12 protein-coding genes are annotated in these 15678 nt (G+C 70.0%); 7 read left to right on the top strand and 5 right to left on the bottom strand.

What is annotated here, in order from left to right:
* Nucleotides 1-21 precede the first annotated feature (21 nt).
* Complete coding sequence (locus ACIBL3_RS00685) at nt 22-1098, top strand: FAD-dependent monooxygenase (RefSeq protein ID WP_396351037.1); 1077 nt, start codon at nt 22-24, stop codon at nt 1096-1098.
* A gap of 139 nt (nt 1099-1237) precedes the next feature.
* Nucleotides 1238-2104: a phosphoribosylaminoimidazolesuccinocarboxamide synthase gene (locus tag ACIBL3_RS00680; RefSeq protein ID WP_396351036.1), complete on the top strand. Its 867-nt coding sequence runs from the start codon at nt 1238-1240 to the stop codon at nt 2102-2104.
* 97 nt (nt 2105-2201) lie between these two features.
* On the opposite strand, the gene ACIBL3_RS00675 is transcribed toward ACIBL3_RS00680, so the two are convergent.
* From ACIBL3_RS00675 to ACIBL3_RS00655, 5 genes are all read right to left on the bottom strand, one after another.
* Nucleotides 2202-2690, bottom strand: coding sequence for a hypothetical protein (locus tag ACIBL3_RS00675; RefSeq protein ID WP_396351035.1), 489 nt, complete (start codon nt 2688-2690; stop codon nt 2202-2204).
* 110 nt (nt 2691-2800) lie between these two features.
* On the bottom strand, nt 2801-3418 hold the full coding sequence (locus ACIBL3_RS00670; RefSeq protein WP_396351034.1) for a CDP-alcohol phosphatidyltransferase family protein: 618 nt from the start codon (nt 3416-3418) through the stop codon (nt 2801-2803).
* Nucleotides 3415-4743 carry a hypothetical protein gene (locus ACIBL3_RS00665; RefSeq protein WP_396351033.1) on the bottom strand — a complete coding sequence of 443 codons (1329 nt, stop codon included), beginning with the start codon at nt 4741-4743 and terminating at the stop codon, nt 3415-3417. Before ACIBL3_RS00665 ends, ACIBL3_RS00670 begins: the two co-directional genes overlap by 4 nt.
* Entirely contained in the window at nt 4743-5414 is a 672-nt protein-coding gene (locus tag ACIBL3_RS00660) for an ABC transporter ATP-binding protein (protein ID WP_396351032.1), read from the bottom strand. The genes ACIBL3_RS00665 and ACIBL3_RS00660 overlap by 1 nt, the downstream gene beginning before the upstream one ends.
* Nucleotides 5411-5932 carry a helix-turn-helix transcriptional regulator gene (locus ACIBL3_RS00655; protein WP_396351031.1) on the bottom strand — a complete coding sequence of 174 codons (522 nt, stop codon included), beginning with the start codon at nt 5930-5932 and terminating at the stop codon, nt 5411-5413. The genes ACIBL3_RS00660 and ACIBL3_RS00655 overlap by 4 nt, the downstream gene beginning before the upstream one ends.
* A 124-nt stretch (nt 5933-6056) precedes the next feature.
* Here ACIBL3_RS00655 and purS point away from each other — a divergent pair, with 124 nt between their 5' ends.
* From purS to ACIBL3_RS00630, 5 genes are all read left to right on the top strand, one after another.
* Nucleotides 6057-6308, top strand: a complete 252-nt coding sequence (gene purS, locus ACIBL3_RS00650) for a phosphoribosylformylglycinamidine synthase subunit PurS (protein WP_360514988.1) — start codon at nt 6057-6059, stop codon at nt 6306-6308.
* Complete coding sequence (purQ, locus tag ACIBL3_RS00645) at nt 6308-6979, top strand: phosphoribosylformylglycinamidine synthase subunit PurQ (RefSeq protein WP_396351030.1); 672 nt, start codon at nt 6308-6310, stop codon at nt 6977-6979. The genes purS and purQ overlap by 1 nt, the downstream gene beginning before the upstream one ends.
* Complete coding sequence (locus ACIBL3_RS00640) at nt 6979-9036, top strand: hypothetical protein (RefSeq protein ID WP_396351029.1); 2058 nt, start codon at nt 6979-6981, stop codon at nt 9034-9036. Before purQ ends, ACIBL3_RS00640 begins: the two co-directional genes overlap by 1 nt.
* Nucleotides 9036-11297 (top strand): phosphoribosylformylglycinamidine synthase subunit PurL, encoded by a 2262-nt coding sequence (gene purL / locus ACIBL3_RS00635; protein WP_396351028.1) that lies wholly within the window; start codon nt 9036-9038, stop codon nt 11295-11297. Before ACIBL3_RS00640 ends, purL begins: the two co-directional genes overlap by 1 nt.
* Nucleotides 11298-11424: 127 nt before the next feature.
* A complete protein-coding gene (locus tag ACIBL3_RS00630; RefSeq protein WP_396351027.1) occupies nt 11425-15672 on the top strand; it encodes a hypothetical protein in 4248 nt (1415 codons plus the stop codon).
* Nucleotides 15673-15678: the final 6 nt, after the last annotated feature.

Here is a 15678-nt window from a genome sequence, read left to right as displayed (position 1 = left end):
TACAGATGTAGAGTCTAGATCATGGGTACGGCGATCGTGGTGGGAGCGGGAATCGGCGGGGTCACGGCGGCTGTCGCGCTGCAGCGGTGCGGATGGCAGGTCACGGTGCTGGAACGGGCGCCGGAGTTGGGTGAGGTGGGCGCCGGGATCTCGGTCTGGCCGTCGGCGGTCGCCGTACTGGAAGAGCTCGGGGTGAAGGGCGTCGAGAAGGCGGCGGTGGAGTCGAACCCGGCCGGGATGCGCAAGCCCGGCGGCCAGTGGGTGGTGGAGGCGGCCGATCTCGGGGTCGAGATACCGGTGATGATCCACCGCGCGCAGCTGCACGAGCTCATCACGGATCAGTTCGGTCCCGGGATCACGGTCCGGACCGGATACACCGTTACGAAGCTCACGCAGGACGCGACCGGCGTGACGATCAACGACGAATTGCAGGCCGACTTGGTAGTCGCGGCCGACGGGATCCGGAGCATCGTACGGCGGGCGCTCTATCCGGAGTTCAAGGGACCGCAGTACTCGGGCTACACGGCGTACCGGGGGATTGCCGACGTGCGGCTCGACGACGGTGGTGGCGAGACTTGGGGCCGCGGGCAACGGTTCGGGTTCGCGCGGCTGATCGACGGGCGGATCTACTGGTACGCGACGGCCAACCAGCCGGCCGGTCAGGGTGGCGACCACGCGACGGTGACCGCGGACTTCGCCGGCTGGCACGATCCGATCCCGGCGATCCTGGCGGGCACGCCGCCGGAATCCGTTCTGCAGAACGACATCTACGACCTGTCGACGCCGTTGGTCCCGTTCGTGCGCGGTCGCGTCGTACTCCTCGGCGACGCCGCCCACGCGATGACGCCCAACCTCGGCCGCGGTGCCTGCTCGGCGATCGAGGATGCCGGCGCACTCGCGAGGCACCTGGCCGAGCCCGGCGACCTGAGTACGGCGCTCCAGGCGTATGACCGCGATCGCCGGCCCGCGACCACGAAGCTGATCAAGCGGTCGCGCGGCGTCGGCCGGGTCGGTCAGGTGGAGAACCGGGTGGTGTGTGCGATCCGGGACGGAGTGTTCGCACTCGGCGGCAAGCTGGTGGCCCTGCGGCGACGATGACTGGCGGACCTGCACCACTCACCAACCACGGCTGAACCGAGCAGTTCACGCTCATGCGGGCGGCATCACCGGGCTCCGGTAGCACTTGGTGAGTGGTGCAGGTCCGCACCAGGCGGCGGCGGGTGGAACAATCGGGGGCGTGACCACAGCCCCTGAGATTCCCGGCGCCAAGCACATCCACTCCGGCAAGGTCCGGGACCTGTACGAGCTGGAGTCCGGCGAGCTGCTGATGGTCGCCAGCGACCGGCAGAGCGCGTTCGACTGGGTGCTGGAGACGCCGATCCCGGACAAGGGCAAGGTGCTCACCGCGATGAGCCTGTGGTGGTTCGAGGTGCTCGGGGTGCCGAACCACATCCTGTCCACCGACGTACCGGCCGAGGTCGCGGGGCGGGCGGTGATCTGCGAGAAGCTCGCGATGTTCCCGGTCGAGTGCGTGGCGCGCGGGTACCTGAGCGGCTCCGGGTTGCTCGACTACAACGCGACCGGCAGCGTGTGCGGGATCCCGCTGAAGCCGGGGCTGGTCGAGGGGTCGCGGCTGGACGAGCCGATCTTCACCCCGGCGACCAAGGCCGAGCTGGGCGAACACGACGAGAACGTCTCGTACGAAGCTGTGGTCGCGACCGTGGGCGCGGAGACGGCGGCCGCGCTGCGGGACACCACGTTGGACATCTACACCCGAGCGCACGCGATGGCGGCGGAGCGCGGGATCATCGTGGCGGACACGAAGTTCGAGTTCGGGGCCCGGGCGGACGGGACGATCGTGCTCGCCGACGAGGTGCTGACGCCGGACTCGAGCCGGTTCTGGCCGGCCGATCAGTGGGAGCCGGGTCGGCCGCAGCCGTCGCTGGACAAGCAGATCATCCGCGACTGGCTCCAGTTCGACTCCGGCTGGGACCGCACGTCCGGCGAGGCCCCGCCCCCACTGTCCGCGGAGGTCGTCGAGCGCACCCGCGCCGCCTACATCAACGCGTACGAGCAGTTGACCGGGCGCACGTTCGAGGGGTGAGCGGACCGCCAAGCCATCACAATGTGGCCGTGGGGCCGGACGCGCGCGGGGAGCGCCGGCTAGTGCGCGATTGTGATGGCGTGGCGGTCCGCTGCCCTCACACCAGGCTGACGCCGAGCGCGAGGAGGATGAAGCGCGCCGCGCGGCCGACGAGGACTGACAGGCCGAACGTGATCACGCCCATGCGGGAGGCGCCGCCGATGAGGGCGACGCCGTACAGGGGTGGGATGCCGACGGACGCGCTCAGCAAGGTGACGGGGGCGCCCAGGCGGCGGTCGCTCATGGCATCGAGGAGGCGTTTGCTGACGTCGCGGTTCCACTGGACGAAGCGGCCCCAGCGGGTGTCCAGGTTCACCGCCTTCGGCTCCTTGGCCTTCCGGGCGGCGTACCCCGGGCGGTAGCGGACGGCCAGGAACATCGCGACCTTGCCGATCGTCTGCCCGACCGACACCCCGATCGCCGCGACCACCGGGTCCAGCGCCCCGGAGACGCCGACGCCGAGGACGTACGCCTCGGCGTTCATCACCGGCACGACGGCGGACCCGATTCCGAAGCCCACCGCCAGCGCCAGCTGCCACACCCACATGACCTCGAGGCTAAGGGCAGTCAGCAAGGTTGCCACGCACCCCACCTCCACTCCCGGGGCAGGCCAGGGTCCCACCCCATCGACCCCCTTCCACCCTTGACAGCCAACCCTCAGACGGCCGGGACGGCGGGGCGGCGGCCGCGGAGGATGGTCAGGAGGCGGTAGGTGGACACGACCTTCACGACCAGGGCGGCGATCGCGACGCTGTACGGGAGCCAGTGGGCGCCGGTCTGGTGGGCGATGATCAGCGAGATCACCACGGCCGCGGTGTTGACCGCCTTGGCCGGCTTGGACCAGTTCCACAGCCAGATCGGCCGGTCGACCTTGTAGAAGTAGTTCGGGCTGAGCGTGCCCGGCCAGAGCAGGAAGGCCAGTGACAGCATCGTGTCCAGTACGCCGAACTGGACCAGGAAGATCGCCAGCGGTCCGATCGTTGCCGGGAACGTGGCCATGAACGCGGCCGCCAGCAGGAACGAGCAGGCCCGGTCGCAGACGATGTCGAACACCGCACCGGCCACGGACTCCTCGTTGCGGTACCGCGCGACGGCGCCGTCGGCCATGTCGCCGACCCAGTACGCGGCGTACCCGATCACCAGCCAGCTCAGGGCGCCGGTGCGGAACGCGATGGCGGCGATCACCATCGCGACGACGGTACGCACCAGGGTGATGCGGTTCGGAACGCCCAGCAGCAGCGCCGGCCCAACGGCCAAAGGAAGAGTCGTAGTCATGCTGCCCTCAGATTCTCGGGATCCAGTGCGTCCCGGACTTGGTTGCGTAGCAGGTGGCCGGCTGCGACACCGCCGAGCAGGCCGATCAGCCAGCCGGCGATGGTCAGCCCGGCGGCGGCGAGCAGTGCTGTGGGCTGGAACGGACTGGTGGGTCCGCCTATCAGCCGGCCGAGCCCGAGTAGCGTGCCCAGGAGCATGCCGCTCGCGAGTGCCGGTGCGGCGACTGCGGTCAGTTGCTTCCGGATCACCCGGCGAAGGAACCGCGTGTCCACGCCCAGTGCGGTGAGGCATGCGAGCTGGCGACGCTGGTCGACCAGTTGGTCGGCCACACCAACGACCAGTGCGGCGATGCCGGTCAACACGATCAGCAGTACGCCGACCGCGCCGAGCACGTACCCGGTCACGTAGAAGTCGGTCCGCCCAGCCATCTGCTCGTCGCTCTCCGCCAGTACGCCGATCGTGCCGTGGACCAGCGTGCCGACCAGGAAGGCGCAGCAGGCGAGCACAGTCGCCATCCGGCTCGCCGACCGGGAGTCCGTCACCAGGCGGACCCCCGTCAGGAGGTTGGCCGGGTCACCGGATCGTTTGAGCCGGCGGCCGAGGGCCTGGATCCACACTGGGGCAAGGCTGAGGAAGAACAGCGCCAGCCCGACCACGAGCACGGTCGAGGCGATGTACCCGGCCCAGCGAACCGTCACCAGACCGAGGACGATCATCACGGGTCCGGCGATGATGCCGGTGCGCACCTGCTCCGGTTGGTCGGTGCTCGGCAGTAGCTGGTCGCGGTGGAGCAGGCCGCCGATCAGTGCGCCGGCCGCTGTCGTCATGACGACCGCTGGGATCCAGGCGAGGAGGTCCAGCAGCTCAGCACCCGGCAGGATCCGGGCCATCCGCGGCAGCGCACCCAGCAACAGGCTGAGCACCAGGTACACCGGCCCTGCGAGCAGTCCGCCGGCCAACCCCGCCATTGCCGCGTCGGTCACGGACAGCTGTCGCACCTGCTTCCGGGAGGCACCTGCCAACCGCAGCGCAGCGAGTCGCCTTTCGCGAGCCGCCGTACCGAGCCTCAGAGCCTGCACGGCCAGACCGCCGGTGAGTACGGCGAGGATGACCAGGATCGCGATCAGTCCGGAGCGGAGTCCGCTCTCGGCGACGTAGTTGCTGTAGACGGTCTCCGGCAGTTCGCCCCCGCCTAGCCGCACGATCCGCAGGGCGCCGAGCAGCAGCGCGCCACTGAGGCCGAAGGCTGCTGTGGCCAGTTGGATGCGGCTGCGGTCGGCGGGCGTGCGCGACCGAGCCAGCTGGACGAGCGTTTCGAGGGTCATCAGAGCGAGACCTCGTGCTGGATGACGCCGTCGCGCAGCCTGATCTCCCGGTCCGCCGAGGCCGCGATGAGGTTGTCGTGCGTCACCATCACCAGAGCGGCCCCGCGGTACCGCGACGCCCGCAGCAACACCTCGAGCAGCTCCTGACCGGCCCGGCTGTCCAGGCTGCCGGTCGGCTCGTCGGCCAGGACGACGGATGGTCCGGTGATGAGAGCGCGGGCGACGGCTGCTCGCTGGGTCTGGCCGCCGGAGAGCTCAGCCGGCACCGCATCGGCTTCGTCGGCGATACCCACCTGCTTGAGCCAGTCCAGCGCGGTCTCCTGCGCCTCGGCTCGCTCATGCCCGTCCAGCAGCAGCGGCAGCGCGACGTTGTCGACCAGTGCGAGGTCAGGCACGAGCTGACCGAACTGCAGCACGATGCCCACCTTCGTACGGCGAAGCCGGGCGCGCTCCTCCTCCGGCAGCTCGGCCAGGTCCTGCCCAGCCACCCGGACCGAGCCGGCGTCCGGAGTGAGGATGCCGGCCGCGCAGTGCAGCAGCGTGGACTTGCCGCAGCCGCTGGCGCCGGTGATCGCGACCACCTCGCCGGGCTCGACCTGGAGCGTCACACCCCTGAGCGCCGGGTTGCGGCGGTAGGAGTACTCGACGCCACTCAGCTCTAGTGCGCTCATGGACGCTGCTCCTTCTGTTCGGAGATGTGTTCCAGGGCGCTGTCCAGCCAGCGCAGGTCCGCGTCGAGGTGAGCCACGATGTACTCGCGGACCAGCGGTGACGTCGGGTCGTCCTCGGCGGGTGTCTCGCGCAGCTCCCGGATCCGGCGCAGATGGCTCGCGCGCTGCCGGGCCAGGAACGCGGCCGCGTCGCCACCGGTGCGGATCGCCGCGACCAGCTTGCGCAGGACCTCGTCCGCACTGCCCCACGCCGGTGGCACCGGGTCGCTGAGCCACTCCGCGAGGTGGTCGCGGCCCTTGCTGGTCAGCGCGTAGACCGTCCGGTCCGGACCGCCGCCGGAGGTCTTGTCCACCACCTCGACTAGTCCGTCCCGCTCCAGCCGCCCGAGCGTTGTGTAGACCTGCCCGAACGCCAGTGGACGCCCGTCCGGGAACCAGGCGTCATGACCCCGCTTCACGTCGTACCCATGGGCAGGACCGCGTGACAGCAGTCCCAGCACCAGCTCCGCAGTGGCCATGCGGCGACTATACACCGCGTGTATGTACTGAGTGAATAGTCCGGAATTCCGGCCGATGCGGGGGAACTGGGCATCGGTCGGTAGGATTCAGGCGTCACCCCGGAACGAGACCTGGAGTAAGTCAGTGGCTCGCGTTGTCGTCGACGTCATGCTCAAGCCCGAGATCCTCGACCCGCAGGGCAAGGCGGTGCACGGCGCGTTCGGCCGGCTCGGCTTCGACGGCGTGGCCGACGTCCGCCAGGGCAAGCGGTTCGAGATCACCCTGGACGGCGAGGCGACCGAGGAGCGGGTCGCCGAGATCCGCAAGGCCGCCGACACGCTGCTGGCCAACCCGGTGATCGAGGACTACACCCTGCACGTCGAGGTCGACGCCTGATGAAGATCGGGGTCGTCACCTTCCCGGGCTCGCTGGACGACGCCGACGCCCGGCGCGCCGCCGCGGTGGCCGGCGCCGAGCCGGTCGCGCTCTGGCACGCCGACGCCGACCTGCACGGAGTGGACGCGGTCGTGCTGCCGGGCGGGTTCTCGTACGGCGACTACCTCCGGGCCGGCGCCATCTCGCGGTTCGCCCCGGTGATGGAGACGATCGTCAAGAAGGCCGGCGAGGGTCTCCCGGTGCTCGGGATCTGCAACGGCTTCCAGGTGCTGTGCGAGTCGCACCTGCTGCCCGGCGCCCTGATCAAGAACCACCACCGCAAGTTCCTCTGCAAGGACCAGCCACTGCGGATCGAGAACAACCGCACCGCGTGGACGTCCGACTACGACGCCAACCACGAGATCACCATCGTGCTCAAGAACCAGGACGGTTCGTACGTCGCCGACGAGGCGACCCTGGACCGGCTGGAAGGCGAGGGGCTGGTCGTCGCCCGCTACCTGGGCGAGAACCCGAACGGCTCGTACCGCGACATCGCCGGGATCACCAACGAGCGGGGCAACGTGGTCGGCCTGATGCCGCACCCCGAGCACTGCGTCGAGACCCTGACCGGCCCGACAACCGACGGCCTGGGCTTCTTCACCTCGGTGCTGAAGGCCGTCGTCGCCTCCTGATGAGGTCCACCGGGTTGCGGCGCCTCCTGGTCCGCACCCTCTTACTCACCGCGGCGGTCCTGCTCGTCACCACCGGTACGGCGGCCGCCCAGCCGAGCAGCCTGCTCGCGAAGGTCGTGGTGATCGGCGTCCCCGGTCTGACCTGGAACGACGTGAAGGCCTCGCCTGAGCTGACCGCACTCGTGAACGAGTCCCACGTCGGCTCGATCACGGTGAAGTCGGCCGGTCCGCACACCTGTCCGGTCGACGGCTGGCTGACGATCAGTGCGGGCACCCGGGCCTGGGGCAGCGTCCCGGACCAGCCCTGTGGCGAACTGCCGGCGGTGGTGAACGGTCAGGTCGAGGGATGGCAGACGTACGTCGACCGCCAGGCCGAGCACCACACCGGAGCACCCATCGGCCGCCTCGGTCAGACCGGCTACGCGATCTGCGGCTTCGGCCCGGGTGCTGCGGTCGCGCTGGCCCGCACCGACGGATCGGTGACCAACTGGCAGCCCGAGTTCGACGCGGCTCGGCTGGCGAGCAACGAGTGCGGCGACGCCATCGTCGACGCTGGCCCGATGCCGCCGCGCGAAGGACGTGACGAGGCCCGCAAGAAGGTCGCCGACCTGGTCCGTCAGGCGCGCGCCGCGGACGGCTGGGTCCTGCTGGTCGGGACCAGCCAGACGATGGCCAACGAGCACCAGCAGCCGCTGGTCGCCATGCAGCTGCCGCCGGACGACGGCCCGCGCTGGCTGACCAGTGACAGTACCCGCCGTCCGGGCCTGATCCAGCTGACCGACGTGACCGCGACCATCCTCAAGGAACGCGACGTCGCCGACGTCGACCCGGCCGGGTCGGAGAAGGCCGGTCCGCTGGACGGCAACGAGATCCACTTCACCGGGGACCGGCACACCGATGCAGCGGCCGTGATCGAGGAGCGGCTCGACACCAACGAGCGGTTCGAGCAGCCGCGGCCGATGCTGTTCGCGGTGTCGCTGACGATCCTGGCCGCGGAGCTGATCGCGCTGGCCTGGTTCGTGATCACGCGCAGTCCGCTGTCTCGTCGTACCTTCGTCTTCACGTTGCTGACGCAGGGCGGGTTCTTCATCGCGGTGTTCCTGTCCACGGCGACGATGTGGTGGCGGTGGCCGGCTCCTGCGTTTTCCCTGTACTGCGTGGTGATCGGGATCAGCGCCTTGCTGGCTGCGGTGGCTCAGATCGCCTTCAAACGCTATGCATTCCTCGGGATCGCCGGGGCGGCGTACGGGATCTTGCTGGTGGACGGCGTACTCGGGACGCCGCTGCAGTTCGGCAGCATGTTCACCGACGGGCCGGTGATCGGTGGGCGGTTCTACGGCTTCGGCAACTCCACGTTCGCCACGCTGGCGGTCGCTGCGCTGATCATGGCGGGCTGGGCGGCACAGAGGCTGCTCGACCAGAGCAGGAAGCAGGCTGCGCTCGCAGTGCTCGTCATCGGGGGCGCTGCCATCGTCGTGGACGGCCGCCCGGGCTGGGGGACTGACTTCGGCGGCATCCTCGCGCTGACACCCGCCGTACTGCTCATGGCCTGGCTGACGTGGCGCGGGAGCATCTCCTGGCGCGCACTGCTCGGTGTGGGCGCGGCTGGCGTACTGGCGGTGTCTGCCGTGGCCTTCCTCGACTACCTGCGGCCGGAGGACCAGCGGAGCCACTTCGGCACGTTCGTGGCCCGGCTGCTCGACGGCGACGTCAGCGACATCCTGATCCGCAAGCTGGACATGGCTGTGCAGTTCTTCGCCGGCCCATCCGGCTGGGCGATGCTCGTCGGCGTGGTGCTGGCGATGCTGGCCACCGTGCTGCCGGACCGCGTGCCGTCGGAGAAGTACAAGGCCTTCTACACGAGTCTGCCGATGATCCGGCCCACTCTGCTCGCGATGTCGACCTGTGGCTTGGTCGGCATGGTGCTGAACGACGCCGGCGTCACGCTGCCCGCGATCATGACCGGTTTCGCCCTACCACTGCTGGTGGCCCACCTCGTGGCCTCCGAGCAGCCCGCTACCGTTTCACCTGAGTCCCACCTAGTGCAGGAGTCCTGATGTCCACCGACACCGTTGCCGTTGCCGGCAGCACCCCTGACGTCGAGCAGCCGTGGGCCGAGCTCGGCCTGAAGCCGGACGAGTACCAGCGGATCCGGGACATCCTGGACCGCCGCCCGACCAGTTGCGAGCTGGCGATGTACTCGGTGATGTGGAGCGAGCACTGCTCGTACAAGTCGTCCAAGGTGCACCTGCGCAAGTTCGGTGAGATCCCGCAGGAGACGCCGGCCGGGAAGATGCTGGCCGGGATCGGTGAGAACGCCGGCGTGATCGACATCGGCGAGGGGTACGCGGTCACCTTCAAGGTCGAGTCGCACAACCACCCGTCGTACGTCGAGCCGTACCAGGGCGCGGCGACCGGGGTCGGCGGCATCGTCCGCGACATCCTGGCGATGGGCGCGCGCCCGGTCGCGGTGATGGACCCGCTGCGGTTCGGCCCGCTGGACGCGCCGGACACCAAGCGCGTGCTGCCCGGGATCGTGTCCGGGATCGGCGGCTACGGCAACAGCCTCGGCCTGCCCAACGTCGGCGGTGAGGTCGTCTTCGACTCGACGTACCTCGGCAACCCGCTGGTCAACGCGCTCTGCGTCGGCGTGATGCGGCACGAGGACCTGCACCTGGCGAACGCGACCGGCGTCGGCAACCAGATCATCCTGTACGGCGCCAAGACCGGTGGCGACGGGATCGGCGGGGTGTCGGTGCTCGCGTCGGAGACCTTCGCCGAGGGCGGTCCGACCAAGCGGCCCGCGGTTCAGGTCGGCGACCCGTTCATGGAGAAGCTGCTGATCGAGTGCACCCTCGAGCTGTTCCAGGCGAACGTGGTCGAGGGCATTCAGGACCTCGGCGGCGCCGGGCTGTCCTGCGCCACCTCGGAGCTGGCCAGCGCGGGTGAGGGCGGCATGTTCGTCTCACTCGACAAGGTGCCGCTGCGGGACGCCTCCCTCGCTCCGGAGGAGATCCTGATGAGCGAGTCCCAGGAGCGGATGATGGCGGTCGTCACGCCGGACAACGTCGAGGCGTTCCTGAAGATCTGCGCGAAGTGGGACGTGCAGGCGGACGTGATCGGCGAGGTCACCGACACCGGCCGGCTGCAGATCGACTGGCACGGTGAGCGGGTGGTCGACGTACCGCCGCGGACCGTCGCGCACGAGGGTCCGGTGTACGAGCGTCCCTACGCCCGCCCGGCCTGGCAGGACGAGCTCCAGGCCGACGGCGCCGAGAAGTTGCCGCGGGCAACCACGGGCGCGGAGCTGCGGGACACGCTGCTGAAGCTGGTCGCCTCGCCGAACCTGTGTGACAAGTCCTGGGTGACGGACCAGTACGACCGGTACGTGCTGGGCAACTCGGTGCTCGCGCAGCCCGAGGACAGCGGGATGATCCGGGTCGACGAAACCAGCGGCCTCGGGGTCGCGGTGTCGACCGACTGCAACGGCCGGTTCGCCAAGCTGGACCCGTACACCGGCGCCAAGCTGGCGCTGGCCGAGTCCTACCGGAACGTCGCGACCACGGGCGCCCGCCCGGCCGCGGTGACGGACTGCCTGAACTTCGGCTCGCCCGAGGACCCGGCGGTGATGTGGCAGTTCGCGGAGGCGATCCGCGGCCTGGTCGACGGGTGCATCGAGCTCGGCATCCCGGTCACCGGTGGAAACGTGTCGTTCTACAACCAGACCGGCGAGACCCCGATCCTGCCGACGCCGGTGGTCGGTGTGCTGGGCGTGATCGACGACGTCACCCGCCGTACGCCGATCGGCTTCACGGCGGAGATGGAAGGCCACCAGCTCTACCTGCTCGGTGAGACCGACGAGGAGCTGTCCGGCTCGGAGTGGGCGCACGTCGTCCACGGTCACCTGGGTGGCCGCCCGCCGGCGGTCGACCTGGCCGCCGAGCAGCAGCTGGCCGACATCCTGATCAACGCGTCCCGCGACGGGCTGATCGACGCCGCGCACGACGTCAGCGACGGCGGTGTCGCGCAGACCCTGGTCGAGTCCGCGCTGCGTGGTGGGGTCGGCGCCCGCGTCTGGGCTCCGGACGGGCTCGACCCGTTCCTGTTCCTGTTCGCCGAGTCGGCCGGCCGTGCGGTGGTCGCCGTACCGCGCACCGAAGAGGTCCGGTTCACCGACATGTGTACGGCGCGACGCTTCCCACACACCAAGATCGGCGTCATCACCGGCGACTCGCTCGACGTCCAGGACCAGTTCGACATCCCACTCACCGAACTCCGAACCGCCTGGACCGCCACCCTCCCGACCGCGCTCAGCTGACCAGCGGCTGACGGCCCGGGTACTTCGTGTGCCCGGGCCGACCTGTCGATTGGGCTAGTCTGCGGACGCGACGTCACCGCCGGTCATCGCGCCGTGACGTCGGCGAGCAGCGGGCGATGGAGGCGGATTGGCTGGGCGGCGCCGGGTAGGAGTCTGGCTGCTGCGTGCCCTTGCGGTGCTGATCATCGGCGGCCTCGCCGTCTACCTGTACGCCGTGGGTCTCGACAAGGCCGACAAAGTGGCCAGCGCGCTCAGCCTCGTGGTGGCGGTCGTTGTGCTGGTCGCGCCGTTGTTCCGGCGCCGCCAGGTCGAGCCGGCGGAGGAGAAGACGGCTGCCGCCGAGCCTGGTACGACGGAGCTCGCGGGATCTGAGCCGGCGGGTGTGCTTCCGGCTCGAGGGGTGGCCTATCTCGAGGACGTGCGGCAGTTGGCGCCGCGTGCACTGCTCGACCGTGAGCCCGAACTGGCCGCGCTGGCGGCCTTCTGTGCGGACGGCGAATCGACGTACTGGCGCTGGGTCGCGGACGCCTGGTCGGGGAAGTCGGCCCTGCTCGCCTGGTTCGTCCTGCACCCGTCGCGGAACGTCGACGCCGTCTCGTTCTTCATCACCAGCCGGTTCAACCCGCACAACAACCGAGACGCGTTCATCGAGGCGGTGACCGAGCAACTCGATGCGCTGCTCGGCGTGCGATCGTCGTACGCCGCCCGTGGCCAGGTGCGGACGCGTCACCTGCAGGCGCGGCTGGCCGAGGCTGCCGAGCTGAGCCGACGCGCCGGTCGCCGGCTCGTGCTGGTCGTCGACGGCTTGGACGAGGACCGCGGGGTGGTGGTCGATTCCGAGACGTACACGATCGCGTCCCTGCTCCCGCCGGATCCGGTGCCGGGTCTGAAGGTGATCGTCGCCGGCCGTTCACATCCGCCGTTGCCCCCCGAGGTCGGCGGCGACCATCCGCTTCGCTCGGCCGCGAACATCCACACCCTGACCGCATCCCGGCACGCAAAGGCCAACCAGGCCACCGCAAGCCTCGAACTGCGCCGCCTCCTCAACGACCCCGTCGCCCGGAAAGTCCTCGGACTGCTCACCGCGGCCGGTGGTGGTCTGACTGTCGCCGACCTGGCCACTCTGGCTGAACGCACCCGCCACGAGATCGGCCAACTGATCCAGTCGTCCATCGGCCGAACCTTCATCAGCCGCCCGGGCCGGTGGACCTCCGACACCCAGACCTTCGGCCTCGCCCACGAAGAACTCCGCAAAGAAACGCTCCGCTCCCTCGACCCGGCCGAACTCGTCGGCCACCGTGAGTCCCTCAAGCGTTGGGCGGACGAGGTCGCCGCGAACGGCTGGCCCGCGGACACCCCCGAGTACCTGCTCCGCGGCTATCCGGGCCTGCTGCTCGACCTCGGCGACCTCGATCGCGCGGTCGCGCTCACCGCCGACCAAGCCCGCATGGACCGCCTGCTCAGCATCACCGGCGGCGACTACGGCGCTCGCATCGAGCTCGCCGGCATCGTGAACGCTGTCCTCGCCACCGACCGCCCGAACCTGGGCTTCCTGGCCCGACTGGCCCTGCACCGCGAACACCTCGAGGAACGAAGCTCGCGGCTGCCGACGGATCTCCCGGCCCTGTGGGTCCGGCTCGGGGAGGACGAGAAGGCGAACGAGCTCGCCCACGGCATCAGCGCCGACTCCGAGCGGCGGCGAGCTGTCGACCGGGTCACGCAGGCCCTGCGCGACATCGGCGACGTACGCCGCCTCGAGCGCCTGGTGCAGACCAGCGACGACCCCGATCAGGTTCTCCGCGTGCTCATCGCGTTCCTCGAGGAAGCCCAGCGTGCCGGGGACGACGAGCGCATCGACGTACTGACCGCTCGCATTCTCACAGTGTTGCCTGCAGCCACCAATGAGGAGCAGGTCCGGGACGCGATGACGAGACTGGCGAACGTCGGCGACGGCCTTGCGGAGCAGGCACAGCAGCTGATCGGTGATCCGTACCTGGGTGTCTTCGCTCTGCTCGGCAGAGTGTGGAAGGCGCACATCGCCGGGGACCGCGCCTTGGCCGGGCAGTTGGCCGAGCGAGCGCAGTCGATGATCGGCGGTCTCACCGGACAGCATCGGCGCAGGGCTGAGCAGGAGTTGTCGATCTCACCGGCAGCTCCTGGCCAGGGTCCGGAGCAGCCGACGGCCGAGGCGCCCGTCGAGCTGCCCGACACCCTGATGTACGGGGCGGAGCGGCTCTATCGGAACGGTGACCAGGCGGCAGCAGACGCGATCGTCGACACCGCGACCCGTCTGCTCGAGAGTCTCACTCCGGAGGACCACTTCTGGTCGCGACTGCGAGACGTCGTCGAGACTCTCGGCCGGCTCGGCGACACAGCTCGGGCACTGTCGTTGATCGACGCGGGTCGATCGCGCTTCGGGCGTGATGGTGACTACGGTGCAGTGCAGCGGGCGACGGAAGCGCTCGTCCAGGGCCTGATCAGCGGCGGATGTCTCGACGCTGCCGGCAGCGTGCTCGCCCAGGTGACGGACAGAAGCACCCGGAACCGGCTGGTGACCGGCCTCGCCCGCCGCGCTGCGCGGCAGGGAGACCTACCGCGGGCGCGGGCCCTTGTCGTCGGCCTGGCCGATGACTTCGTCCGGCTCGAGGCGCTGGCCGAGGTCGCGGCGGCGGTACAGGCTGCCGGTGACGACGACGAAGCCCTGAGGATCGTCGACGAGGGCGCGGCGATCGCGGACCGGCTCGCGGCTGGTCCGGAAGTCGATGTGGTTGACGAGGAGAGGTTGTACCGGGAAGTTGTGCGGCTGGCGGCCGTGGCTGTCGCGGCCGGCCGGCCGGATCGGGGCGCCGAACTCGCGACCTGGGTCCAGGACGGCGCCGCACGCGGGGTCGAGCATCCTACCTACGGCGGTTTGCAGCGGTTGGTCGAGATCCTGGCGCGGTCCGGCGACCTGGCACGCGCCGCGGCCGTCGTGCTGGTGATCTCCCCGGAGAATCGGCGGGAACCGATCCAGTGGCAGCTGGTCTCGATGCTGCTCGTGGCCGGGGAGGACGAGCGTGCCGAGGCCGTTGCCCGGCGGGTCCAATACCCCCTGAGCCGGATAGAACTGCTGGTCCGCGTCATCCGGCACCGCGCGGACGGCGAGGCCTTGGCTGCCGAGCTGTGCGGACCTCTGACCGCGGCGGACGGCAGCGGGATCCCGCCGGCGGAGGCCGCGGCGCGGCGGTCCGCCCTGGTGGCACTCGCCGCTGCGGGCAGCCATGAAGCCGCGGAAAGGCTGGTCGCCGGCCTGGCCGATCCCGAGTGGCGGCAGCGGATGCTCGCCGCGGTCCGCGGGGCGGCGGCACGGGGTGGACACGACGACGCCGAGCGATTGGTCGCCCGGTTGACGGACCCTGCGGATCGCGCGCTGGCTCTCGTCGACAGGATGACGGCGGCAGCCGAGAAGGGTCGGCCGGAGCAGGTCACGGAGTTCGTGGGGCAGGCGATCGCGGAGTCGGAGGCCGTTGTCCCGGACAGCGCCCGGCTCCCGATCTGGGAACGCATCGTCGCCGCGGCCGTCGTGGCGGGTCTGGAGGAGCGAGTCACCGAGCTGCTAGCCCCGTTGGAAGCCGGGGTCGAGTCGTTGCCCGATGACGACGCGGCGGACCGGGGGTGGCGGACTCTGGGCGACGCCTACCGCAAACTGTCCCAGCCGGAGCAGGCACTGGCCGCATTCCATCGGATCGTCCGGAACTCAGACCGGCGGTGGGCCATCACTTCCTGGGCGGAGGACGCCGTCCTCGCCGGGGACCTGCCCCTGGTCGAGCGACTGATCGCCTCGATCGACGATGTGGATCAGAACCTCGCCTGGCGGTCGGTGGCGGAAGCGGCCGCCGAGAGCGGTGACTACCTGCTGGCGGATCGGCTCGCGGACCGAGGCGGTTCGCTGGTTCGCCGGAGCTTGTCAGCTGCTGTCGTCCGGGCCGCGGGCGAAGCCGGAAACTTCGCGTTCGCCGAGGAGAAGATCGTCCGGCTCGAGGAACAGCGGGAGCTGCCGGACGCGACGTCTGCCGAGCTGTTGTGCGCCTTGGCGGAGACCGTGGGAGACCCGGCCGACGCCCGGGTGAAGCGCTGGCTGGAACAGGCGGAGAAGGCTGCGATGGGGGCCAGGTATCCGGAGGATCGGGGGACGGCATTGAGCCGGATCGCGGAGGTTGCCGAGCCGGAGCGGGCCCGGCGATTGCTGGCTCGCGCGATGCTGGATGCGCCCTGGTACGAGTCGTTGCCACAGCTGGCCCGGTTGGATCCGGAAGGCCTGGCGAGGCTGGCTGATGTGATTGTCGAGTCGGTTGAGCGTCGGGGACGGTCTGGCACACTCGATGGGGACGAGTGAGGTGAG

The organism is Kribbella sp. NPDC050124, assembly GCF_044460355.1.
In the GTDB taxonomy this organism is placed as follows: Bacteria; Actinomycetota; Actinomycetes; order Propionibacteriales; family Kribbellaceae; genus Kribbella.
The sequence above is the reverse complement of the archived record's forward strand: the minus strand, read 5'-3'. Positions and strand labels throughout refer to the sequence as shown.